Consider the following 22892-nt stretch of genomic DNA (forward strand, 5'->3'; position numbering starts at 1 on the left):
TCTCTAATCTAATAGTTCTTTTAAGGCTTGTTTTGACTGCTGGACCAATTGGGTAAGCGCCTGTTTGTTGTTGGTATAACAAGTTAAAGGTGCACTATCTTTCTCAATGAGTAGGCAAATATCAAACAGAGCATTGAGTCCCATACTTCCAGCAGAACCTTTGAGTTTATGCGCAAGTTGCTTGACGCCGTTATTATCTTGGGTGGCATCTAGGAGTTTAAGAATCTCATCCGCTCCTTGATTAAACAAGTGGCCAATGTCTCGCATTTTTTCTTTGCCCAGCACTTGCATGTCTGCATTAACGATTTTGCTGTCGATGATTACTCGTTGTTCCATCTCGCTGTCACCCCCACCTTCATAACATTCGGCTTGCTCAAGAATAAGCTCTTGCCCATCTAAGCTGTTTTGTACAATGACACACAGCGCGTCTTTATCGAGCGGTTTAGGTAAATATCCATCAAAACCTGCGGCAAGATAGCTTTGTACTTCTTCATTATATACATGGGCAGATACCGCGATCATAGGTGTTGGTGTTATATTGAGCTCAACCTCAACTTGTTTTAGCTCAGCGAGCAATTCAATACCATCACAATCTGGCAAGTTTATATCCATCAAGACTATGTCGAAGCGTTGATCGGTAAACACGTCCTTTGCTTGCTTGCCATCAATTGCTGTCTGGACAGTATGCCCCATACTTTCTAAGAACCCTTCAGCAACCATGCAATTGACCGGATTATCTTCGATGAGTAGCACTTTGGCTTTGAGTTTACATTCCGAGACGGCTTCAGACTCTTCAACTTCTTGGCCTGCAGCTAACGGAATCGAGAACCAGAAACGACTCCCTTCACCAACGTTCGATTCAACCAGCAACTCACCATCCATCGCTTCGACAATACGTTTACTGATCGCTAAGCCCAGCCCAGTTCCCCCCTTAGAACTTAAGCCCCCGGAGGCCTGAGTAAAGGCATCAAACAGTGTGACTTGCTCTTGCTCACTGATGCCGACGCCACTATCTGACACTTCAAACAAAACGTGGCCGTCACAATCAGGGTCGAGTGACACATAGATATCGACATAGCCCTGATCAGTAAACTTAATCGCATTACCAACTAAGTTATTGAGAACTTGGCTAATACGGGTGACATCACCATGCCAAAATTTCTCTACATCGCTTTCAATAGTACAAGCGAGTTCTAATGATTTCTCTTTTGCTCGTCCATCCAGCAGATGCTTAGTGTCATCGACCATAGAGTATAGGTTAAAGTCGACAGGTCTTATTTCTAGATGACCAGCTTCTATTTTAGAGTAATCAAGCACGTCGTTTAGGATCGCCAGCAATGTTGTGCCACTGCGATTTATCACATCAACGTAATAGCCTTGCTTGCTGTCTAAGCCTGCATCTTTTAATAGTCTTGCTGTGCCGAGTACTCCATTCATTGGCGTACGTATTTCATGACTCATCGTGGCTAAGAATGCAGATTTCGCTCGGCTTGCTTGCTCCGCGAGAGTGCGCGCTCTTGCGTGGTTTTCCACCTCTTCATTAAGGCGGACGTTAGCATCTTGTAATTGGTGAGTTCGTTCAGTCACTAGCTCTTCTAAGTGTTCTTTGTGTTCTTGTAACTCGCGCTTGGCTTTAGCTTCACTTTCCGCGACGACTTTTAACGCATGAGCGGTATTACGAGCTGTGATGATCGCTTGCCCCATATGTGCCAACTCATCGTTACCTTTAACCGTCACATCCACTTTCAGTTGACCTTTAGCGATAGACAATAGCGCCGAAGAGTATTCCGCCAAACGTTTGAGCACCGAGACATAAACCACTTTCCAAACGATCAAAACAACGATCACCATACCGAGCACTGTGATGATCGTTAGTGTCAGTTGGGCATAGTCTAAGGTGGTTTTTAGCTCTGATACAGCCACGGTTGTTGCTGCGTTGGATTCATCAACCAGTTTGTTTACCGTTGTATTCAGAGCCGAGAACTGATCGAGGGTGTTCTGCATTAACTGTTGTGCTAAGGCTTCGTTTTCATAACGCTGCAGCAAGACATCAAACACCACTTCTCGCTCATCAAGCTGCTTTAACAAGTCAACCATTTGGATTGAACGTGTCGGATCTTCTACTGCTTGTACGCGACGTTTCATTATCGATAGATTATTCACAAACTCTTGGCGAATCGTTTTAATACGGTTTATGTCTGAAATTGTGCGAGTTTCTTCAATGTGATTGAGAAGCTTAAACGCCAACAGATGCAGTTCATGGAGACGTTCAGAAAGATCAAGGTCGACTTCGACCAAGGTATCGAGTGCTTTATACGCCTGCAGAGTCTTTTGCTTAGACAACAAGTCGTAGATGTGGGTGACGTTAGCAACAGCAATGGTCGAGGTATTGGAAACCTGGGTACGCGTCAGTTGTTCCAGTTCTTGCGCCAGGTTGCGTAACTCTTCTGTACGAACGACCAACTCTTGATCTAGGAATAGACGCTTTTCCACTGTAATACCCAGCTTGGCAAGTGTATCAATGACAACCTGTAAATCAGTCTCTAACTTGGTCAGAAGTTTGGAATCAAAAGAGTCAGAGCCAAGTTGTTTTATATGCGTGAGTAAAGACTCCAACTGGGCGAACAGCTCCTGGCCGGCTTGTTGACGCTCTTTTTCGGTCTTAGCATTAGATAGGACCTGTACGGAAGATATGATCCGAGAGGAAAGCACAGAGACCTGACGCGCCTCGATCATAGAAGGAATCGCTGAATTAACGACGTTACGCTCTGTTTTAGCCACAAAGCTAAAACCAAACACACCGATAAGAGCGGAAATCAAAACCAGCAAGGCCATTGCCAAGAATGCAAACAATAACTTACGCCCAATACTGGCTTTAGCAAGTAACACGATGAATCTTCACTTCTTTAGTCATCTATAATGCGGTATATTTTGCAGTGTTTATAGGGCCTTTACCAACGAAATACTGCATGTCTTTGATCTCCGCTATTAAAAAGCGAGCTACAACCTTAAGTGCTGTGCTACTGATTGCTTTTGCAAATCAGGCTCAGGCACAAGAACCGCTACGAATCTGTGGAATCTACCCTCATTTAAAAGACTCATACTGGTTGTCGGTCAACTACGGTATGGTTGACGAAGCGAAAAAACAAAACGTCGACTTAAGAGTACTTGAAGCCGGTGGCTACCTTAATCTAGAGAAGCAGCGCCAGCATTTATCTCTATGTGTTCGTTGGAACGCCGACGCCATTATTGTAGGCACAGTTGCTCCTGACCTATTTTATGACTCTCTACGCCAGTACGTTGGCAGCACTCCCGTTTTTGCCACGGTTAATAAGTTCTTAGTCGATGACGAAAATAAAACCAACCTTAAAGGTGAAGTTGGCGTCGATTGGTACTGGATGGGTTACTACACTGGCGAGTATTTAAAATCTAAACATCCTAAAGGTTCAGGCGTTGCAAACGTATCACTTTTGCCGGGCCCTAAATCGAGTGGTGGTACCAAGCCGGTTATCCAAGGTTTCTACGCGGCAATTCAAAACAGTGACATTCATATCACGGAAACCTTATGGGCAGACAATGACAAGGAGTTACAGCGTAACCTAGTACAATCCGCTATCGACAACCCTGATGTTGATTATATCGTAGGTAGTGCCGTCGCTATTGAAGCGGCGATCAGTGAACTTCGTAGCGCTGGAAAAACTAACGAGATAGGCTTGGTTTCTACCTATTTAAGTCATGGCGTCTATCGTGGTTTACTGCGCGATCGAGTTGAGTTCGCTCCTACTGATAAAATGGTTTTACAAGGCCGGTTGTCTATCCAACAAGCGGTTAGCTACCTGCGCGGTGAGCCATACGAAAAAGTGATGGCTCCGATCATTGAGCCGCTCACGCCACACAAATTGAATCCAAAGGTGATTGACCAATCGCTGTCTCCTTCGGAATATCGACCCACTTTTTACGTCTATAACGAAAACAAATAATTAGGAAGTCTAAATGGAAAAAACGACTCGTACTCTACCGGAAAACAAACACATTGCTTTAGTTGCACACGACAACTGTAAGCCAGAGTTACTTCGCTGGGTTAAAGAGAACAAAGAAAAACTACAAGGGCACTTCCTTTACGCGACAGGCACCACGGGCTCGATGCTGAGCAAAGAAACTGGATTAGCCATTAAAAGCATGATCAGCGGTCCTATGGGCGGCGACCAGCAACTTGGCGCTTTGATTTCTGAAGGTAAAATTGATGTACTGATTTTCTTCTGGGATCCTCTAAACGCGGTACCGCACGACCCTGATGTAAAAGCACTGCTACGTATTGCTAGTGTGTGGAACATTCCAGTGGCAACTAACCGCGCAACGGCAAAGTTCATTATCGAATCAGAGCTGATTGAACAAAAAGTGGATATTGAAATCCCAGATTACGAAGCTTACTTAGCTAATCGTACTTAGGATATTCAGATTTAGAAAAGCCTGCATATTTGCAGGCTTTTTTATTGCGTGTTTATTGTGTAGAGAATTCTGAATTTTAAAGTTTGATCGCTGGCGTTATATGAATTGCTTCTCAAACTTTTGCAATTGATCTCGCTGACGGGCTTTCTGAAGAGGAATTAGACTAAAATAGAATTGTAACGACACAGGTATGTAGTTAACCTGTGAACATAATAAAAAAACAACGTTAAAGTCACTTTTGCTGCTAGGAGAACCTTTATGACATCAGAACATACCGACCATGATGTACTTTGTTGCCCACTTTGCGGTAGCGAAGAGTATTTGTTATCTAGCAACGACAAAATGTTATGCGCAGAATGCGGGTCATTCTTTGAAGACATCAAATCTATAGTCATCACCCAGCCCGTTATGCCGCATATATCAGCCTGTAGAGAAATGCCCCCTCTACTAACGTTACCTATGCATTAGCCTTCTAAGACTGCCTGCAATTCTCTAAGGTTTTGAATTTTAAGTAGCTCCAGCTTGTGACTTTTGTTATTCAAACCGACTAAGTGGACAGTTTTCACACCTGCTCTAACACCCGCTTCAAGGCCTTTAGGCGTATCATCAATATAGACACACTCTTGTAGTTTGAACCCCATGTTCATCGCGCTATAAAGAATTAGGTCCGGTTCAGGTTTCCAACTGTTGGTATCAAAAGCGGAAAAGATTTTGCCTTTAAAGAAGGGTAATAGTCCTGTGAGCTCTAAACATCTTTCAATTTTATGACTCGGTCCATTTGACGCTACGCAATATTCAACCCCTGCTCCTTTCAGGAACTCGAGTGTTTCAAATACGCCATCCATAGGTTCGAGCTGTTCTTCGAAAAGAGAGTCAAGAATTTCACGGTAAACGGGTTCAAGCTTATCAATAGAGACGTTGATGCCTAAGCGATGTTTTGTACTGGCTAAGATATCGGCAAGCTTGCCACCTTCAAAATGGCTAACCGCCTCTTCCATTGAAAGTTTGCCCCCAAAACGACTGAAGGTCTCACACAGTGCTTGACAGCAAAGTTTCTCACTATCGACAAGCGTACCGTCACAATCGAAGATTACACATTGAGCATTTGTCTTAGTCATTCAAATTACCTTCTTAATTCGCATTAAGAAATAATAAAAAAAAATGCTGTAATTAAAATGACGAAGTTAACAGTTTATTGGTTATTAAAACTCTGATGCTCAGAACTTTAGAGTACATCACCCTTTTACATAGGCTTTACTTTTCAACAATAAGCTCAATATCAGCGGTAATTTGGTCAGTTAATTTGCCTAGCAATGCCGACACAAAATGCGCAGAAGGCTCATCACTCTTAACGACAATGTCTGAAATCAGTATGCTTTGTTCCGTTTGAGTAACAATCGCAGCCGCTACTGGCTCACCAGACTGAAACCCTAGATACAATGAGCAAGGCTCTGAATAGATGATTTGAGTTAGGAACTCAACGATCATTTCTCGCTCAAACTCGTTTTGCCATTGACTAGCTTGAATAAGGGCGAACATCACCGTCAGGCGATGAAAATCAACGAGGAAAATGTCATCAGAATGAAACGATGTTTCTGCGGACGGTAACTCGGTGAGAACTTCATATTCACGCGCCGAAGCAGCTCGTTTATAGAGTTCTAAACCTTTAAGGCTTTCTTTGGTAGGAAATTGCACATCGACTTGTTGGTACAGCCATGAATTCTTAACTTGAGCAATTTGGGGAATCAACGTCGTCACGACTAAACCTGTCTTTGTACTATAACTAGCTGAAGCTTACTCGATAACACATTGAGCTCACAAGTCTTTTACATACATATTGCCCATCTAAACAAAAAAGCTGATATGCTAATTGTGTTTCACCTAAATATACTTAGCAAAGGACTCGTTAAAATGTTCAAAAAAACTGCAGTAGTCGGTTTACTCGCACTAGGACTAACCGCATGTGACAGCAGCGATGAAGTGGGTGATGTAAGCCTAGGTTTGTTTACGATGAAGGATATCAAACTAAACCATATGCAAGATCCTGTTGTAACAGGTGTTACCTGTCATGTCGCTTCGATTGAAGCAGACTTCAGTCTAGCTGACCCAAGCGACAGCTCAATCTCTTGTCGTCAAACGGGTGAAATAACTCCAGAGATGATTGCTAAAATCGACAAATCTAGCAATGGCGAAGTGGTATTTAAGAAATCAAAAAGCATCTTTTTCAAGGCCATGAAGATTCGCCGTATTATCGACGTCGAAAACCAAACTTTGATGTACTTGTCCTACTCTACCAAAGAGACATCAGGTAGCTTCAAACACAGCCTATCAACAGTTCCACTTTGGGGAACGAAAGCGTACGGCGCTTATCAAGGCGAAAAATAGGTTATTAAAGGGCCAAACAGTTACGCTTGGCCCCTTTTTATGTAATAAATATGAAAGCAATCTTTCACCTTTGTGATATTATGCGGGAAAATTTCCAACTCCACTTTTAACATGAAGTTTCCCGGACAGCGCAAATCTAAGCACTACTTTCCAACTCACGCTCGTGATCCACTCATCAATCAGATGAAGCAAACACCAAAGCTATTTCGCCCAATTGTGGTCGGTGTTGGCCAGACTATCGTTGATATCGAAGCACGAGTTGACGACGAGTTCCTCGCAAAATACGAACTGAGCAAGGGACACTCATTAGTTTTAGAAGAAAGCCAAGCGGACGCTCTTTATGAAGAGTTGGTTGAACGTGAACTCATCACGCACCAATACCCTGGCGACACCATCGGTAACACGCTTCATAACTATTCTGTTCTTGCTGACAGCAAATCAGTCTTGCTTGGCGTTATGTCACGTAATATCGAAGTAGGTTCTTTCGCTTACCGTTACTTATGCCGCACTTCTTCACGCATGAACCTTAATCATTTACAAATGGTCGAAGGCTCTATTGGTCGCTGCTACACATTGATTTCGGAAAATGGTGAACGTACGTTCGCGATTAACGAAGGTCATATGAACAAGCTTCGCCCTGATAGCATTCCTGAAGATGTATTCGACAAAGCGTCAGCGCTTGTTGTCTCTTCATACCTAATGCGTGGTAAGCCTGAAGATCCAATGCCACAAGCTGTTGCTCGTGCTATTGAAATCGCTAAAGCGAAGAATGTTCCTGTTGTACTTACCTTAGGTACGAAATGGGTCATTGAAGGCAACGCGAAATGGTGGCAAGACTACATTAAAGAAAACATCTCAATTGTTGCGATGAACGAAGAAGAAGGTGAAGCCTTAACGGGTGAGAAAGATCCGCTTCTGGCCGCAGACAAAGCATTAGAGTGGGTGGACGTTGTCCTTTGTACTTCTGGCCCTGTTGGCTTATATATGGCGGGTTACACCGATGATTCTGCCAAGCGCGAAACAGAACTGCCATTGTTACCGGGTAACATCCCTGAATTCAACAAATATGAGTTTAGCCGTGCAATGCGTCGTTCTGACTGTGTTAATCCAGTTAAAGCATACTCTCACATCGGCCCATACCTTGGCGGTCCTCTTGAGATTAAGAACACCAATGGCGCGGGTGATGCCGCTTTGTCAGCATTACTTCATGATATGGCAGCAAACAGCCATCATCAAATGAACGTTCCAAACTCATCTAAGCATGATCAGCCTTACTTAACATACTCGTCATTGTCGCAGATTTGTAAGTACGCGAACCGTGTTAGTTACGAAGTATTGACTCAGCACTCTCCTCGCCTCGCTCGTGCACTACCTGAGCGCGAAGATAGCCTAGAAGAAGCATACTGGGATCGATAATAAAAAAAAGCCGCTAAAGATAGCGGCTTTTTTTATACGACTTTATTGCCTTGGGCACGGATAAAACTTCAGTTCACCCTCTTCAACAAGTACACAGTCCATTTCTGCGGAATGTGCTGCTTGTAACCCCAGTAATGTATCTTCAAAGACGACACACTCTTGCGGTTTAAGATCCAGTAATTCGGCGGCTTTGAGAAAAGTATCTGGATTTGGTTTGTGGTTTTCTACATCGGTAGCCGTAACCACTGCATGAAACTGTTCGATTAGCTTTGCCTTGGTTAATAGGCGAATCGCGCTCTCACGTTGACTCCCCGTCCCTACTGCAAGTTTTTTCTGACCATTAAAGTAATTGAGAACTTCTACCGTACAGTCAATGTTTGAGCCATGCTCATCAAGTTCAGCAAATGCAGCCATTTTATAGCGTGAGACTTCAGCCGGATCGAGCGTCATTCCATGATTAGCATTGACTTCAGCCGCGATTTTAAAACTTGGCATTCCACCTAAGCTGTGCAACCACTCTTTGGTAAAAGGAAAACCAAAATGCTGCGCCGTTTTAGCCCAAGCAGTTAGATGTGCCGGCATTGTATCGATCAAGGTTCCATCCATATCAAAGATAATTCCTTGATACTTTTCTAAATTTTTATACATCTGAAACTCACTTTTAGGCATACAAACATAATTGTCCGCTATACTTCTTACGCAATTATTGCATTGATATATTTATTATTAACAACTAACATCACTGTAAATACTTATAAATCGCTAACTTAACGGACTAAGGTAATCTCATGAATATCAAGAATAAACTGTATTCATTGGGTGTTGTAGCCATTTTTGGGGTTGTAACGGTACTTTTTGCAACAACCCACTTTACCCAGACGACTTCTCAATTGAATCACGCGAGCTTGTTGGTCGCCAAACTTGAAATACGTTTACTGAATTTGCGTAGGAACGAGAAAGACTTCTTACTACGTAAAGATATGAAATATTTAGATAAGTTCAACAAAAACATGGATACGTTCCTTGACTTAGAAAAGGAACTTTCAGTTATTTTGTCTGAGCACTCTCTCCCATCCAGTGCTCAACTAAAGAAAGATATTCTCAATTATCAAGACGGTTTTAATAAACTCGTAAGAGCCTATGAGCAACTTGGTCTCAAAGCTGAAGATAACTTAGCAGGACAATATTTAGCAGATTTAACAGCCGTTAAGCCCTCTCTTTCGAGTGATGAGCTAGTAAAGTTGTTTGAATTCAACAAACAAGTGTTAGCTGGTCAATTCATGCCAGAGTATCTGCCTTCGAACGCAACTAGCCTTACCGCATCTTCTCAAGCCTACATTAACCAAAGTAAGGTTATTGGGCTTAAATACAACGAAGGCCTGTTGGGTGATACTCGTAACCTATCGCATACCGTCGAAAAACAATTCAAAGCATTTGTCCAAGCACTTGATGAGCAATCTCAAGCAACTAAAGACCAGCTCGCTACGCTAAAAATGGTCATGACAGCATTAGTCGTCTTGATAATCTTTGGTTTCATTTTCCAGATTTCTCGTTCAATCAACCAACAAGTCGCGTCATTACTTGCGGCTATTCAAGAAATCGCCAACACCAACAACGTATCTCTGCGCGCAAATTTAACTCGCAACGACGAGCTATCTGAAATCGGTAATTACTTTAATATGCTCCTTGATAAGTTTGAACGCCTTATCTCAGGTACGCAGACCAAATCATCGGCACTTTCAGGTAGCACTTCAAACATGCATGGCGAGCTGCAAAATGTGATGGAACAATTCCACGTCCAAGCTAATCACACCAGTATGATGGCAACATCAGTGCAAGAGATGGTGTCGACCATCAATGAAATCTCTGAAAGTACAGCAGTAGCCGTAGAAGGCGTACAACAAGCATCCGTCAATGCACAAAATGGTCGTAAAGTGGTTGAAACAACCGTGAACAATATCGATCAGCTATCAAGTATTTTGGGTAGTAGCCAAGAGTCGATCAATTCGTTGAACAATCACGTCGACAAAATTGGCGATGCGGTCAATATTATTCAAGAGATTGCCGAGCAAACTAACTTACTCGCTCTTAATGCCGCGATAGAAGCTGCACGTGCCGGCGAACAAGGCCGTGGTTTTGCTGTGGTTGCCGATGAAGTTCGTGCATTGGCAAGCCGCACTCACCAATCAACTGAAGAAATTACCAAAGTCGTTACCGCGATTCAGAGCCAAATGTCAGAGGTGGTGACCAATATCGATCAATGTAACGATCAAGGCGCGCAAACACTGGAAGCATCACAAACACTTGATAGTAGTTTGTCGCAGATTATTGATGATATGACCAACATTCAGGCTAACTCTGAACGTATTGCCTCAGCAATTGAAGAGCAAGGTATCGTGATGAACCAAGTGAGCGACTCAATCACTGAGCTGAATACGATTTCTGAAGGTAACATGGGTTCTGCACAGCAATGTCTCAATGAGGTTGACGACATTTCCGAGCAAGCAACAGATATGGACAGCGCCGTTGCTGAGTTCAAGACATCCCAATAGAGTCAGTGAAGCCTAAACATAAAAAACCCTAGCGATTACGCTAGGGTTTTGTTTTTTACGCTGCTTTACTCGTCATCCAAAGGGATCAACTTAGTATTGCCACCATGAGCTTTTTCACGTTTACGCTGAACCATGGCATAGAAGCCAGGGATTAAGAACGTACCCGCAAGTAGTACACACAGAAGTCCGCCAATTAGGGAGATACCTAATGAGTTCTGGCTTACATGGCCCGCACCTGAAGCGAAGATCAGTGGGAAGATACCCAAGATAAACGACCAAGAAGTCATGTTCACCGCTCTAAATCGCAGTTTACCACCTTCTACTGCCGCCTTATCAATCGGCACGTCTTTCTCTTCACGCTCAACCTTAGCGAATTCAACAATCAAGATTGCGTTCTTCGCCGCGAGCGCTATGAGCAGTACTAAACCTATCTGCGCATACAGGTTTAGCGGTGTCCCTGTTAAGTTCAAAGCTAGGAAAGAGCCCAAAGTCGCGATTGGTACTACCAATATAATCGCGAGCGGAATCGTCCAGCTTTCATATTGCGCGACCATAAACAAGTAGATAAAGATCAACGCAAGTGCAAAAGCGAAGATAGCTTGGTTACCCGCCAATACCTCTTGGTAAGCCATACCTGTCCACTCGTATTGATAGCCTTGTGGAAGTATCTCTGCCGCGACACGTTCCATAGCGGCAATCGCATCACCACTCGAGTAACCCTGCGCAGGCTGGCCTTGGATAATGGCACTGCGGTACATGTTGTATCGCCAAGCCACATCAGGCTCAAAGATTTGCTCATAGCTAACCAAGGTGCTGAGGGGAATCATCTCACCGCTTGATGAACGCACATGGAAACGCTCGAGGTCTTCCATTCCTTTACGGTGTTCTCCATCCGCTTGCATAGTCACGCGGAAGTTCTTACCGAACATGGTAAAGTCATTCACGTAGAGCGAACCTAAGTTACCCTGTAGCGTTTGGAACACACTTGATAGTGGAATACCAAGTTGCTGCGCTTTTTCACGGTCGATATCAACATAGTAGTGCGGCACATTGGCGCGGAACGTACTGAAGGTGAAGCCAATTTCAGGTTGCTTGTTCGCTTCCTCAATCATCTGGCCCATCACCATCGCCAGATCGGTTCTGCTTCTACCTAGCGTATCTTCTAGCACGAATTCAAAGCCTGACGCAGCGCCCATACCAGGAACAGCTGGTGGCCCCATGGCAAACACAATTGCTTGTGGCAGTTCCATTGCCGCGCGTCCGTTAATACGCTGTGCAATGGCGTTAGCTGAATGGTCACCATCAAAGCTATTTCTTGTATCCCAATCATGTAGCTTGATAAATAGTGATGCACCATTCGATGCTGCCGCCCCAGTCATAAACGCATAACCGTTAGCAACAGTAATACCATCGACACCCGACTCTTGCTCAACCATATCGATAAGCTGTTCAGTCACTTCTTCAGTACGAGATAGCGACGCCGCATCTGGCAACTGAACATTAACTAACAATATGCCTTTATCTTCTTGTGGTACGAACGCCGTCGAAGTGGTCTTGGCGAAGAATGTCACCGCACCGACCGCAACAACAAAGAATGTCACTAGAAGCAATGCTTTCTTAACCAAGAAGCCCGCAATTTGACCGTAACGTACTGTGATGCGCTCTAAGCCTGAATTAAATGCAGTAAACCAGCGGGATGTATTACCACCGCCCTGCTTCAACACCAACGAACACAATGCTGGTGACAGCGTCAGAGCATTAATTGAAGAGATAACAACTGAAATACAGATCGTCAGCGCGAACTGTCGGTACATGATGCCCGTAATGCCCGGAAGCATCGCTACGGGTAAGAATACCGCCAATAGTACCAAGGTAGAGGTGATAATTGGCCCAGTCACCTCTTTCATCGCGATCAAGGTCGCTTTACGTGGTGACAACGAAGGATCTTTCGCCATTGTCGTATCGACGTTTTCGATGACCAAAATTGCGTCATCAACCACGATACCAATCGCGAGAATCAAACCAAACAAGGTCACTGTATTGATCGTGAAACCTGTGGTCTGCATGATCGCAAACGTACCAATCAAAGAGACAGGAATCGCAACCACTGGGATAAGTGTTGCTCTCGCACTACCTAAGAACAGGTAAGTTACGGCAATAACCAGTAGAATCGCTTCCACCAGCGTTTTTACTACCCCTTTAATCGACTCCGCAACAAACACTGTCGTATCGTAACTGGTCTCGTATGCCATCCCCTCTGGGAAGTTCACACTTAAGTTATCAAGCAGTTCCATTACCGCTTTACCACTTTCAAGTGCGTTAGCATCAGATTGAAGAGACAAAGCAACGATTGATGCATCTTGACCGCGGAATTTACCGCTACCGTCGTAGAACTTCTTACCTAGTTCAACGCGTGCAACGTCTTTGAGGTAAACAGAAGAACCATCAGGGTTAGCGCGCAATACCACGTTCTCGAACTCATCAACACTTTCCAATCGACCTTTGGTTACAAGGTTAAATTGTACTTCTTGCGCTTCACTGTAAGGCGCAGCACCAACACGACCCGCAGCAACCTGCACGTTTTGTTCTGCTAATGCACCGTATACATCACTCGTGGTTAGCTTTAAGTTGGCCATCTTTTCAGGATCGAGCCAAACACGCATTGCGTATTCACCACCACCAATTACGCTAACTTCACTAATGCCTTTTACACGCGCCAATTGGTCTTTCACATTGAGGTTAATGTAGTTGATCAAGAATTGATCGTCATACTTACCATCTGGTGAGTAGAAGTTAAGTACCATCAACAAGTCAGGCGAACGCTTTTTAACGGTCACGCCAACCATGCGCACTTCTTGTGGCAGTTTAGACTCAATTTGAGAGACACGGTTTTGTACGTTTACCTGCGCCATGTCAGGGTCAGTACCAACGTCAAACGTTACGTTCAGGTTATATGAGCCGTCGTTAGCGCTTTTCGAAGACATATAAATCATGTTTTCGACGCCATTAACGGAGGTTTCTATTGGGTCAGCTATCGCCTGCTCGACGACTTCAGCACTTGCACCTGTGTAATAGGCAGTTACGCTCACTGATGGAGGACTGATTTTCGGATATTCTGCTACAGGTAAGATCGCTAATGAGATTGCACCCGCCAGAGTCAATATGATTGAGATGACCAGCGCAAACTTAGGGCGCTGGATAAAGAAACGACTTAACATTTACACCTCTCTATTCAGCAGATTGTGGCTGTTCAAAACGAACTGGAACACCATTACGGATACGTTGTAATCCTTGAGTAATGACTTGCTCGTCCGCATTGATACCACTTCTGACAATGACTCCTTTCTCCAATTGCCTTCCAAGCTCAACGTTTCTTCGCTCCGCGACGTTTCCTTCTGCGACCACCATGACAAAGTTACCTTCTAGGTCGGTTTGTACCGCTCGACGTGGCACTACGATAACGTCTGTTGACTGTTTTTCGCGTAGTTCGATACGAATGTGCTGACCAGGTAGTAAACGATAGTCTGGGTTATCGACAATCGCGCGCATGGCCAAAGTACCGGTATTCAGGTCTATACGATTACCTAAAAAGTCTAACTTGCCTAAATGTTCAAACGGCTGACCATTTTCCAATACCACTTGCACTTCTACAGCATCAGCGGAACCATCACCCTTGATTTTGTCCATGCCTAGCTCAAGACGCTCGCGTTCACTTATACTAAAGCTAGTGTGGACAGGATCTAAGCTAACTAATGTCGTTAATATGCCAGATTGGGGAGAAACCAAATCACCAGTACTTACTTTGCTTTGTGCAATGCGACCTGAAAACGGGGCTTTGATTTGGGTATAGGAGAGATTGACCTCTGCAAGGTGAGTCTGAGCCTTTCCTGCTTCGACTTGTGCTTGTGCACCGAGCAAGGTTGCGTTGAGGTTATCGAATTCAGATTGAGAAATGCTGCCTTTTGGCAAAAGGTTTTTACCGCGTTCGAAATCAAGTTCCGCCTTCTTTAGCGTCGCTCTCGCTTGAGCTAAGGCAGCTTTCGCACTGGCTAGTTGTGCTTCAAATGATGAGGGTTCGATTGAATAGAGTAACTGGCCCTTTTCAACCATCTCACCTTCTTCAAAATGTCTCGCTTTAAGATAGCCAGTCACTTGAGCAGTAATATTGGTGTCTTCAACAGCTTCAACGCGTCCGATATACGACTTGCTCTGCTGATGAGGGGTAAATTGAGCTTGCTCGGCTACAACGAGCTGAGCCGGTAGTTGTTTCTGTCCTTGAGTATTGTCGCCGCATCCTACGAGAAAAAGAGCACTACTTAGTGCTGTGAAGAGTAACGTTTTTTTCATTGAATAGACCGTTAGATAAATAAAAAATGGGCTTATCTAAAGCTACCTAACGGTCTACAAATTAATGTCCGAGAATTATCAGGACGGTTGGCTTAAGTGTATCAAGCTGTTACAGATTCAGACTTTATGTGACCAGCCACACTATCTAGCAGTTTTTGCCCGGAACTCCACGTATAGACAAGCTCTGGCACTTGGTTACCACAAGGTGCGTTCCATAACCTTTCTAGGTCACATTTTCCGCCTAGATGGTCATAAAACTCTACCGCTTGTTTATTGTCCTTCATGACTTCTAAATAGACGCCGTTATCAGGGAAATATTGAGCGATCCACTTTGCCATTTCTGATAATAGCTGCACACCTAAACCACGCCCACGATAAGCAGGATCGATATGCAGGGCATCAATAATGGTTCCCTTTTCAAAGTCATGATTACCAAATGCGCAAATAAAGCCACAAAGCAGCCCGCCCTCTTCGAGGATCACGACATGTTGGTTAAAAGGAGGATTAATCAGGCGAGTTTGCCAAATTGCGGATCGTTCTTCTTGAACGTCATTTTCGAGGAAGTCTTTACCTAGTATTCCATAGTAAAACTTCTTCCAGCTCTCTGCATGCAGTGTAGCAATGCGCTCGTAGTCGCTATATTCAGCTACTTTCAATTCCATTTGTAGTACCTTATTACTTCCTGTAAGGATTGTTTACCCCTTCATACTATAAAACATTTAACTAAAAGCCAAACATTCTGAAACATTACCCATTGGTAATGCATAGTCACTCTTATAAAAGCTACAAATCGTTACCAAATATCCCCGTTTACTCCTCATAAATTTGAACCATGCCGTTTGACTTACACGTGTACGCTGATATTCTAGCGCACAACTGTTAGCTGAAAGGAAATTCACCATGTCTGGCTCTAGTAAACCACCGCTGATTTGGTTAAACATCTTTATCTTTTTATCGTCATTTATCGTCGCCTCTGTGATTGTACCTTGGTATGGAATCACATTAGGCTACGGCGCTGAGCACCTCATTTGGTTTATCGTCGCGTTTTCATTTTGTAACCTATCAATTACTGCTGGTTACCATAGATTATGGTCACACAAAACATTTGAGGCGCATTGGTCATTGCGTTTCCTTTTTGCTATTGGTGGGGCCTTCGCCCTACAAAATAGCGCGTTGCATTGGAGTTCAGATCACCGCATCCACCACAAGCATGTCGATAACAACGACAAAGATCCTTATTCAGCGAAACGTGGTTTTTGGTTCTCTCATATTGGTTGGATGCTGCGTGAGTACAATGCCAATACCTATACCGACTACTCAAACTGCCGAGATTTACAGAAAGACAAGATAGTGATGTGGCAACACAAGTACTATGTACCACTCGCACTTGCGACTAACTTTGGTTTCCCAATTCTTCTCGGCGCAATCTACGGCGACATGATCGGTATGCTACTTGTAGTGGGTGTACTGCGTTTGGTACTGAGTCATCACTCGACATTCTTTATTAACTCGTTGGCGCACATCTGGGGTTCACAGCCCTACACGAAAAAGAACACTGCGCGCGACAACGCTGTACTGGCCGTATTCACCTTTGGTGAGGGTTACCACAATTACCACCACATTTTTGAGAACGATTACCGCAACGGTATTTACTGGTGGCAATATGATCCAACTAAGTGGTTAATCAAGTCGTGCTCTTGGTTGGGCTTAACCAAAAAACTTCGCGTGACGCCTAAGCTAAAGATTGAAAAAGCCCGCGCTAAACAATCGTTATCCGAAGCGACTCAGAAAGTCAGTAAGCTACCCAACGCTCAACAGCTTAATGAAGCGTTAAACAAGGAATTTGAAGCGCTCGTTGCAAAAATGTCCGATTACTACGACATCAGAAAGCAAATTCTTGAAGCGAAAAAGGCTAACTTAGCAGAAAAGTATGAACGCTCGATTCTTAAGGTACGTTACCAACAGATGAAACAAGATCTTGCTGCTCAACGTAAGAGCTGGAACGCTATGGTTGCGCAGTACGCTTAAACCAAGCCAAAGAATAACAAAAGGCCCTCATTTGAGGGCCTTTATTGTTTGAGTTAGAGAAAAAGGTGGTTAGCGTTTTTCAAGACACAGGTATATTCAATACAATCAATACTCTGTCCATTCAGTTTCGCATAATCTTCTACTACGCGAACTTTGGTGAAACCATTGGATGTTAAGACTTTCTGTGACGCCATATTGTTTACTTCCGCATAGGCGAACAGACGTTTAATGCCGCGCTTTTTTAGTACAGACATTCCTCTTGCTAATGCCGTCTTCGCCACCCCTTGAGAAGTGAACGCTTTCCCGACCCTATAGCCGACATGGGCCGTACCTTTTTTAAGATCGACGTTGGTAAAGTTGAGTCTTCCGGCAATCGAGCCAATTGACGTTCTAATGATTAGAGGCAGCAATTGGTGACATTTGTATTCAAGCAAGAAATGCTCAATATGAGTCTGAACACCTTCGGTACAATAGAAGCCTTGCTCTCTTGGGGGGATGAACTGCTCGAACCAATCTTTGTTCTTAAGTTCAAAGTCAAGCAGCTGCTCGGTATCAGAAAAACTGAGCAGCTCAAGTTTTATATCAGCAAAATCCTTTTGCTCGATCATTTTTAACCCTTAGTAATTAGCGCCTTTTTCCACGGCTAGCGTGAATCTTAAGTTTAGCTTTCATTTTGCGCTTGTCAGAGTTTCGGCCTTTGCGTTTTGGAGAGCGATCAGGTTCGATCTCTTCAATCAAACTTGGTTCAAAGCCTTCAAGCCACTCCTGAGGTAACTTACTGTCCAATAGGCGTTCAATCGCCTCTAGTAAATACTCTTCATCACGGCTCATCAGAGATACCGCAAAGCCTTCTTGACCTGCTCGGCCAGTACGACCGATGCGGTGAACATAATCTTCAGCCTTATATGGCATATCGAAGTTAACAACCTGTTCAAGTTGCTGAATGTCTAAACCACGTGCTGCGACATCCGTTGCGATAAGTGCACGCACCTGACCAGATTTAAAGTCATCTAGTGCCTTTTGGCGAGCACCTTGGCTTTTATCACCATTAATAGACGCTGCTTTAATACCATCAAGTTTTAATTCTTTTGCCAGAGCGTCACTGCCCTGCTTGGTTTTGGTAAAGACGAGCACTTGCTGCCAGTTGCGAGAACCAATTAGATAAGCTAACAGCTCTGCTTTGCGCTTTTTATCGACTGGGTAGACCATCTGTTTGACGGTTTCAGCGGTACTGTTAGATGGCGTTACTTGAACTTCAACTGGCTCACTGAGCATCTTATAAGCGATGGTTTTGATGCGCTTATCAAACGTTGCAGAGAAGAACATCGTCTGGCGCTCTTCATTACATCGTTTAAGGATGCGTTTGATGTCTGGCATAAAGCCCATATCAAGCATACGATCAGCCTCGTCCAAGACTAGGTATTGTGTCTTAGTCAGGTTGATGTTTTTGCAAAACAGATGATCAATTAATCGCCCAGGCGTGGCAATGAGGATATCGCAGCCCTGATCTAGGTTGCGCGTTTGCACGTTCATGCTCGTGCCACCATAAGCAGTGACGACCTTAATGTTAGTGTCTTGGGCATACAAAGTAATGTTGTCGAAGACTTGCTGAGCAAGTTCACGTGTAGGAACAAGTACAAGCGCTAACACGTCATTACTTTGAATATCGCGAGTCGTCTGAGACTCAAGTAAGCGCTGAATAATAGGTAAGCCAAACGCTGCCGTTTTTCCGGTTCCGGTTTGAGCGCCAGCAAGCACATCTTGGCCTTCTAGCACATGTGGAATGGCGTGCTTTTGAACTTCGGTAGGCTGTTTGAAATTAAGCTTTTCAAGCGTAGTTAAAAGCGTTGAGCACAGCCCAAGAGATTGGAAATCGGTCGACATGTAAATTACCTATAATTGCAAGGTCGACGATTCTATCAGAATCTTTTGCTAGCGGTTAGTATCTCTGGGTAGAAGGCACTAAATACTTCATCAAGCTGATGATAGTTTGACTCAATGTAAGGGAAGCACTCTGCTAGTACTTTCATGGTTGGCCGTCGATTAGACATACGATTTAGTGCAAACTCGATGTTTTCAATATGCTGATAAGACTCAAGCCAGCGCCCTTTCCACATGGCCGTAGACGTACGAACAAAGGATTCAGGCAAAGTCGTAAGCGCATCCGATTCAACATTCTGCTGTGCAAACTGACAAAAACCACCCAGCTGCATAGAGTGGAATTCAGACCAACGCTTAGCTAGACAGTGATCCCAGAACATATCTAAAGCAATGCCTGAAAAGCGTCTTACTCCTTGAGGAAAGTGTCCCTTAGACTCAATCACCAATGGATGGCTATCTGTAAATGAATCGACAAAACGGTGCAGTCGTACCCCTTTTGATATTTGCGGTGAGAACTGGCTTTCAGGATTACCTCTGACAAAATCACCTAACAAGTTACCGAGCAAACTAGACTGGCAATGATCGGCAATATGAAGGTGAGCAAGATAATTCAAGATGATTCCTAGTCGGCGGTTATTGAAAACTACCTAGTAGTATAAAGCACAAAGCCAGCGCATCTGCACTGGCTCTTTCTGTTAACCACCAAAATGGTAGTTTTTATTTCCGAAGAATTTTATTTAAAGATCTCTTCTGCGAGTTCTTCAATTGACTGCTCATAGTCTGAGAGCTCAAAGCCAATTTCCATCGCATCAAGTAGCTCAAGGCATTCTTCGTTAACTGTTTGGTCACTCATTCTGACCTCCTTTTAAAACATTATTTCAAGACCGGCGAAGGCCCTAGTACCAATATGCGGTACTTGTGTTCCTTTTTAAACCACTTATATGACAGTTTTTTGAAAGGAGAAAGTAAAAACTGGCGATGGTTTGAATCATATCTCAAGTAAACGTTTACGTGAAAACAAAAACAACCAATGTACACTTAAATTTACAGTGATGGTAAATAATCCGTACATTTAGCTTGAAATCATCCAGTTCATCTTGAATAATGCCCCTATTGATAGTTATTTCGTTCACTAATGTAGCCGCGAGTGGGCTAAATGACTAAAGCCTCACCACAATAACGTAAAGAAAAATATACAATGGATAAATCAAAGGTATTGGGTAGTACTTTGATCATCGCTGGCACTACTATTGGTGCTGGTATGTTGGCACTACCACTCGCTTCAGCCGGAATTGGATTCACAACATCACTAATCATTATGGTCGCACTTTGGTCGCTAATGGCTTATACCGCACTACTAATGATTGAAATACACCAACACGCCGAACAAGATGCCACCCTGCACACCTTAGCAAACAAATTTTTGGGTAAAAAAGGCAAGTGGGTAGCAAGCTTCTCGATGATGTTCTTGTTCTACGCGTTATGTGCTGCATACATTGCTGGTGGTGGTTCGCAGTTCGCTGATCGCATTTCCGGCTTTACTGGAATCGAGGTTTCCAACACCACATCAACCCTACTGTTTACCGTCATCGTAGCTGCAGTAGTAACGATTGGTACATCAACGGTTGATAAAGTAAACCGCGTGCTTTTCTTAGTTAAGATTGTAGCGATGGCGATGGTACTGACCTTCTTAGCGCCTAATGTCACCGAATCATACTTACTTAGCATGCCTGTTGAGCAAGGTCTGGTGATTGCTGCTATCCCAGTAATTTTCACGTCATTTGGTTTTCACGGCAGTATCCCAGCGATTGTTAACTACCTAGATGGGCACACGCCGTCGCTACGTAAAGCCATCCTGATTGGTTCAGCAATTCCGTTAATCATCTACGTATTTTGGCAGTTGGTAACTTTGGGCGTTGTTAATCAATCTACCTTGCTTGATAACCAAGGTTTAAGCGCGCTTATTTCAACGCTTGCAACAACCGTTCATCAATCAAACCTTGGCCAAACAATCGGTGTATTCGCAGACCTTGCGCTGCTAACCTCTTTCCTTGGTGTGAGTTTAGGTCTGTTTGAATTCTTGGGCGACAGCCTTAAAAAGCAAGGTAAAGGCAACTCACGAGTACTTGTTGGCGCCGTTACTTTCTTACCACCAATGGGTTTCGCTTTGTTCTACCCACAAGGCTTTATCATGGCGTTAGGTTATGCGGCTATTGCTCTGGTTGTGTTAGCTATCTTCCTGCCAATCCTGATGGTGAAGAAAGCACGCGCGCAATCTGAACAAAATCATTACCAAGTTATTGGCGGCAACCTTGGCCTCGCAGTGACGAGCACTATTGGTGTGTGTATTGTCGGCGCACAGCTACTTATCACTATGGGTGTGTTACCTGCTCTAGGTTGATAACTTTCCCTAGATAAATAATCAAGAAAAACGGCGTCTTTATAGGCGCCGTTTTTGATCGTTTTGAAATTTAATCGACTAAAACTTCACATAAGGTGCAATTTTTCTTTTTGTTGCCCGTTCTTATTACTCAATACCGATACATAATCGATGAGGTTGATATGAAAACGAAGTTTAAGTTTGCCTTCTCTGCTATTGCTGCCATCGCGATCCTTGCCTCTTTTGTAGGCAACGCGGACAGTGATATGCCTGAAACAAAAACTTCAAAAGGATATGAAGTTGCAACACTTGCGGGTGGTTGCTTTTGGTGCACGGAATCGGACCTTGAAAAACTGCCTGGCGTCTTGGACGTAGTATCAGGCTACGCTGGCGGAAATGTTGATAACCCAACCTATAAACAGGTGTCATCGGGTAAAACCGGGCACATCGAAGTGATTGAAGTAAAGTATGACCCTAAAGCGGTCAACTATGAGCAAGTGCTCGATCAGTATTTCCGTCACATTGACCCGACTGACGATCGAGGTTCATTCGTAGATAGAGGTCGCCACTATCGCCCTGCTATCTTCTACCATACTGATCAACAAAAGCAGATTGCTGAAAGCTTCATGGCTGAAATCGATGCACTTGGCATTTTTAAGAAGCCACTTAAAACTGAGCTGATAAAGTTCGAGAAGTTTTGGCCTGCCGAAGACTACCATCAGGATTACTACAAGCGAAACAAAGTTCGCTACAACTACTACCGGTATGCGTCTGGTCGTGACCAATACTTAGATGACATATTCGGTGATGATCGTGAAGACAATCCTGTCACTTTGCGCCAATTAATTGATGAGAAAAACGCCGTTGCAAACATTAAGGCTTACAGCAAACCGTCTGACAAAGAGATCAAAGCAAAGCTGACGGACCTTCAATACTACGTGACACAAGAAGAAGGCACTGAACGCGCATTCAATAACGAATACTGGGACAACAAAGAGCACGGTATTTACGTTGATATCGTGACTGGTGAGCCTCTGTTCTCTTCAACCGACAAATATAAGTCTGGTACAGGTTGGCCAAGCTTTACCAAGCCAATTAATGAAGGTTACATTGTCACGAAAACCGATTACCACCTACTTTACCCACGTACCGAAGTAAGAAGCCGATTTGCCGATTCTCACCTTGGGCACGTATTTAAAGATGGTCCAGCACCAACGGGCCTGCGCTACTGTATGAACTCAGCCGCCATGCGATTCATCCCTGTTGATGAGTTAGAAAAACAAGGCTACGGCGAGTATTTATACCTATTCGACAGCTAATCCATCCAAAACGTCGATACAAAAAAGGCAACCTCAGTTAGAGGCTGCCTTTTTTATTTGCCTAAGCAAGCAGTTATTTTGCGAGCAGCGTCTCACCAAACAATCTATTCACATCATATTGTCATTTGTTTATAG

Annotated in this window: 18 protein-coding genes; 8 read left to right on the plus strand and 10 right to left on the minus strand. The window is 43.9% G+C overall.

The window, feature by feature from the left end; translation table 11 throughout:
• Window positions 1-3: 3 nt before the first annotated feature.
• Window positions 4-2889, minus strand: coding sequence for a TMAO reductase system sensor histidine kinase/response regulator TorS (gene torS / locus ACHUFZ_RS05495; RefSeq protein WP_394126245.1), 2886 nt, complete (start codon window positions 2887-2889; stop codon window positions 4-6).
• A gap of 80 nt (window positions 2890-2969) precedes the next feature.
• Here torS and torT point away from each other — a divergent pair, with 80 nt between their 5' ends.
• Window positions 2970-3980 carry a TMAO reductase system periplasmic protein TorT gene (gene torT / locus ACHUFZ_RS05500; protein ID WP_394126246.1) on the plus strand — a complete coding sequence of 337 codons (1011 nt, stop codon included), beginning with the start codon at window positions 2970-2972 and terminating at the stop codon, window positions 3978-3980.
• Window positions 3981-3993: 13 nt separating this feature from the next.
• On the plus strand, window positions 3994-4449 hold the full coding sequence (locus ACHUFZ_RS05505; protein ID WP_134834727.1) for a methylglyoxal synthase: 456 nt from the start codon (window positions 3994-3996) through the stop codon (window positions 4447-4449).
• Between the two features lie 464 nt (window positions 4450-4913).
• Here ACHUFZ_RS05505 and ACHUFZ_RS05510 read toward each other — a convergent pair whose 3' ends face one another.
• Together ACHUFZ_RS05510 and ACHUFZ_RS05515 are read right to left on the minus strand one after the other, a co-directional pair.
• The gene (locus ACHUFZ_RS05510; protein ID WP_394126247.1) at window positions 4914-5567 is read right to left on the minus strand and encodes an HAD-IA family hydrolase; all 654 of its coding nucleotides are present in this window, start codon (window positions 5565-5567) and stop codon (window positions 4914-4916) included.
• A gap of 136 nt (window positions 5568-5703) precedes the next feature.
• A complete protein-coding gene (locus ACHUFZ_RS05515; protein ID WP_394126248.1) occupies window positions 5704-6207 on the minus strand; it encodes a flavodoxin in 504 nt (167 codons plus the stop codon).
• A gap of 153 nt (window positions 6208-6360) precedes the next feature.
• Between ACHUFZ_RS05515 and ACHUFZ_RS05520 the strand changes: the two genes are divergently transcribed.
• Window positions 6361-6834: a CreA family protein gene (locus tag ACHUFZ_RS05520; RefSeq protein ID WP_134834733.1), complete on the plus strand. Its 474-nt coding sequence runs from the start codon at window positions 6361-6363 to the stop codon at window positions 6832-6834.
• 111 nt (window positions 6835-6945) lie between these two features.
• Window positions 6946-8250: an inosine/guanosine kinase gene (locus tag ACHUFZ_RS05525; protein ID WP_394126249.1), complete on the plus strand. Its 1305-nt coding sequence runs from the start codon at window positions 6946-6948 to the stop codon at window positions 8248-8250.
• A gap of 42 nt (window positions 8251-8292) precedes the next feature.
• On the opposite strand, the gene ACHUFZ_RS05530 is transcribed toward ACHUFZ_RS05525, so the two are convergent.
• Window positions 8293-8898 (minus strand): beta-phosphoglucomutase family hydrolase, encoded by a 606-nt coding sequence (locus ACHUFZ_RS05530; RefSeq protein WP_394126250.1) that lies wholly within the window; start codon window positions 8896-8898, stop codon window positions 8293-8295.
• A 140-nt stretch (window positions 8899-9038) separates the two neighbouring features.
• Between ACHUFZ_RS05530 and ACHUFZ_RS05535 the strand changes: the two genes are divergently transcribed.
• The gene (locus ACHUFZ_RS05535; RefSeq protein WP_394126251.1) at window positions 9039-10802 is read left to right on the plus strand and encodes a methyl-accepting chemotaxis protein; all 1764 of its coding nucleotides are present in this window, start codon (window positions 9039-9041) and stop codon (window positions 10800-10802) included.
• A gap of 65 nt (window positions 10803-10867) precedes the next feature.
• Here the strand turns inward: ACHUFZ_RS05535 and ACHUFZ_RS05540 are convergent, their stop codons facing one another.
• The 3 genes from ACHUFZ_RS05540 to ACHUFZ_RS05550 all read right to left on the minus strand — a co-directional run bounded on the left by ACHUFZ_RS05540 (window position 10868) and on the right by ACHUFZ_RS05550 (window position 15811).
• Window positions 10868-14020, minus strand: coding sequence for an efflux RND transporter permease subunit (locus tag ACHUFZ_RS05540; RefSeq protein ID WP_394126252.1), 3153 nt, complete (start codon window positions 14018-14020; stop codon window positions 10868-10870).
• Window positions 14021-14030: 10 nt separating this feature from the next.
• Window positions 14031-15149, minus strand: coding sequence for an efflux RND transporter periplasmic adaptor subunit (locus ACHUFZ_RS05545; RefSeq protein WP_394126253.1), 1119 nt, complete (start codon window positions 15147-15149; stop codon window positions 14031-14033).
• Between the two features lie 101 nt (window positions 15150-15250).
• Entirely contained in the window at window positions 15251-15811 is a 561-nt protein-coding gene (locus ACHUFZ_RS05550; RefSeq protein WP_394126254.1) for a GNAT family N-acetyltransferase, read from the minus strand.
• A gap of 238 nt (window positions 15812-16049) precedes the next feature.
• Here ACHUFZ_RS05550 and ACHUFZ_RS05555 point away from each other — a divergent pair, with 238 nt between their 5' ends.
• Entirely contained in the window at window positions 16050-17177 is a 1128-nt protein-coding gene (locus tag ACHUFZ_RS05555) for an acyl-CoA desaturase (RefSeq protein WP_394126255.1), read from the plus strand.
• Window positions 17178-17230: 53 nt separating this feature from the next.
• Here ACHUFZ_RS05555 and ACHUFZ_RS05560 read toward each other — a convergent pair whose 3' ends face one another.
• Genes ACHUFZ_RS05560 through ACHUFZ_RS05570 form a run of 3 tightly spaced genes read right to left on the minus strand, consistent with a single transcriptional unit; the run spans window position 17231 to window position 19672 of the window.
• Window positions 17231-17785 (minus strand): GNAT family N-acetyltransferase, encoded by a 555-nt coding sequence (locus tag ACHUFZ_RS05560; protein ID WP_394126256.1) that lies wholly within the window; start codon window positions 17783-17785, stop codon window positions 17231-17233.
• 16 nt (window positions 17786-17801) lie between these two features.
• On the minus strand, window positions 17802-19061 hold the full coding sequence (locus tag ACHUFZ_RS05565; protein ID WP_394126257.1) for a DEAD/DEAH box helicase: 1260 nt from the start codon (window positions 19059-19061) through the stop codon (window positions 17802-17804).
• Window positions 19062-19096: 35 nt separating this feature from the next.
• A complete protein-coding gene (locus ACHUFZ_RS05570; RefSeq protein ID WP_394126258.1) occupies window positions 19097-19672 on the minus strand; it encodes an acyl carrier protein phosphodiesterase in 576 nt (191 codons plus the stop codon).
• Between the two features lie 584 nt (window positions 19673-20256).
• Here ACHUFZ_RS05570 and ACHUFZ_RS05575 point away from each other — a divergent pair.
• Both ACHUFZ_RS05575 and msrB read left to right on the plus strand, forming a co-directional pair.
• The gene (locus ACHUFZ_RS05575) at window positions 20257-21459 is read left to right on the plus strand and encodes an aromatic amino acid transport family protein (RefSeq protein ID WP_394126259.1); all 1203 of its coding nucleotides are present in this window, start codon (window positions 20257-20259) and stop codon (window positions 21457-21459) included.
• 161 nt (window positions 21460-21620) lie between these two features.
• Window positions 21621-22757: a peptide-methionine (R)-S-oxide reductase MsrB gene (msrB, locus tag ACHUFZ_RS05580; RefSeq protein ID WP_394126260.1), complete on the plus strand. Its 1137-nt coding sequence runs from the start codon at window positions 21621-21623 to the stop codon at window positions 22755-22757.
• Window positions 22758-22892 lie beyond the last annotated feature (135 nt).

Origin of the sequence: Vibrio hepatarius (genome assembly GCF_043642085.1) — a bacterium.
GTDB classification, from domain to species: domain Bacteria; phylum Pseudomonadota; class Gammaproteobacteria; order Enterobacterales; family Vibrionaceae; genus Vibrio; species Vibrio hepatarius_C.

What these genes read in the sequence shown, in the direction of transcription:
- torT (WP_394126246.1), top strand. Translation starts at nt 2,970, where the DNA reads ATGTCTTTGATCTCCGCTATTAAAAAGCGAGCTACAACCTTAAGTGCT.
- ACHUFZ_RS05505 (WP_134834727.1), top strand. Translation starts at nt 3,994, where the DNA reads ATGGAAAAAACGACTCGTACTCTACCGGAAAACAAACACATTGCTTTA.
- ACHUFZ_RS05510 (WP_394126247.1), bottom strand. Translation starts at nt 5,567, where the DNA reads ATGACTAAGACAAATGCTCAATGTGTAATCTTCGATTGTGACGGTACG.
- ACHUFZ_RS05520 (WP_134834733.1), top strand. Translation starts at nt 6,361, where the DNA reads ATGTTCAAAAAAACTGCAGTAGTCGGTTTACTCGCACTAGGACTAACC.
- ACHUFZ_RS05525 (WP_394126249.1), top strand. Translation starts at nt 6,946, where the DNA reads ATGAAGTTTCCCGGACAGCGCAAATCTAAGCACTACTTTCCAACTCAC.
- ACHUFZ_RS05530 (WP_394126250.1), bottom strand. Translation starts at nt 8,898, where the DNA reads ATGTATAAAAATTTAGAAAAGTATCAAGGAATTATCTTTGATATGGAT.
- ACHUFZ_RS05535 (WP_394126251.1), top strand. Translation starts at nt 9,039, where the DNA reads ATGAATATCAAGAATAAACTGTATTCATTGGGTGTTGTAGCCATTTTT.
- ACHUFZ_RS05540 (WP_394126252.1), bottom strand. Translation starts at nt 14,020, where the DNA reads ATGTTAAGTCGTTTCTTTATCCAGCGCCCTAAGTTTGCGCTGGTCATC.
- ACHUFZ_RS05545 (WP_394126253.1), bottom strand. Translation starts at nt 15,149, where the DNA reads ATGAAAAAAACGTTACTCTTCACAGCACTAAGTAGTGCTCTTTTTCTC.
- ACHUFZ_RS05550 (WP_394126254.1), bottom strand. Translation starts at nt 15,811, where the DNA reads ATGGAATTGAAAGTAGCTGAATATAGCGACTACGAGCGCATTGCTACA.
- ACHUFZ_RS05555 (WP_394126255.1), top strand. Translation starts at nt 16,050, where the DNA reads ATGTCTGGCTCTAGTAAACCACCGCTGATTTGGTTAAACATCTTTATC.
- ACHUFZ_RS05560 (WP_394126256.1), bottom strand. Translation starts at nt 17,785, where the DNA reads ATGATCGAGCAAAAGGATTTTGCTGATATAAAACTTGAGCTGCTCAGT.
- ACHUFZ_RS05565 (WP_394126257.1), bottom strand. Translation starts at nt 19,061, where the DNA reads ATGTCGACCGATTTCCAATCTCTTGGGCTGTGCTCAACGCTTTTAACT.
- ACHUFZ_RS05575 (WP_394126259.1), top strand. Translation starts at nt 20,257, where the DNA reads ATGGATAAATCAAAGGTATTGGGTAGTACTTTGATCATCGCTGGCACT.
- msrB (WP_394126260.1), top strand. Translation starts at nt 21,621, where the DNA reads ATGAAAACGAAGTTTAAGTTTGCCTTCTCTGCTATTGCTGCCATCGCG.